At 61.5% G+C, this 234-nt stretch carries 1 protein-coding gene; it reads left to right on the top strand.

Translation table 11 applies throughout. From position 1 onward, the window contains the following. Window positions 1-234, top strand: a 234-nt coding sequence (locus L9G74_RS22075; protein ID WP_238899090.1) for a hypothetical protein, incomplete at both ends; no start/stop codon positions are given.

Here is a 234-nt window from a genome sequence, read left to right as displayed (position 1 = left end):
CGAGAGTCTTCATCGAAGGGGGGCAACCGTCGCCCTTCATACTCCCCGATTTCGCCGGCGAAAAGCTCCGCGTTGACCCTACCACTGTGCTGGATATTAGGGCGGAGAATATCCCCCCAGGCGCCCGCCTAAACTGGGGCTTGCGCGGTTTGGGAACCAAGCTGGCCAGCAAGGACCTGGACATCGGCTCGGGAGTCGTCCAGGTCAGAATCGCGGATATCTCTGCGCACGCTC

It is taken from the genome of Shewanella electrica, assembly GCF_022321485.1.
Lineage (GTDB): Bacteria > Pseudomonadota > Gammaproteobacteria > Enterobacterales > Shewanellaceae > Shewanella > Shewanella electrica.
The sequence above is the reverse complement of the archived record's forward strand: the minus strand, read 5'-3'. Positions and strand labels throughout refer to the sequence as shown.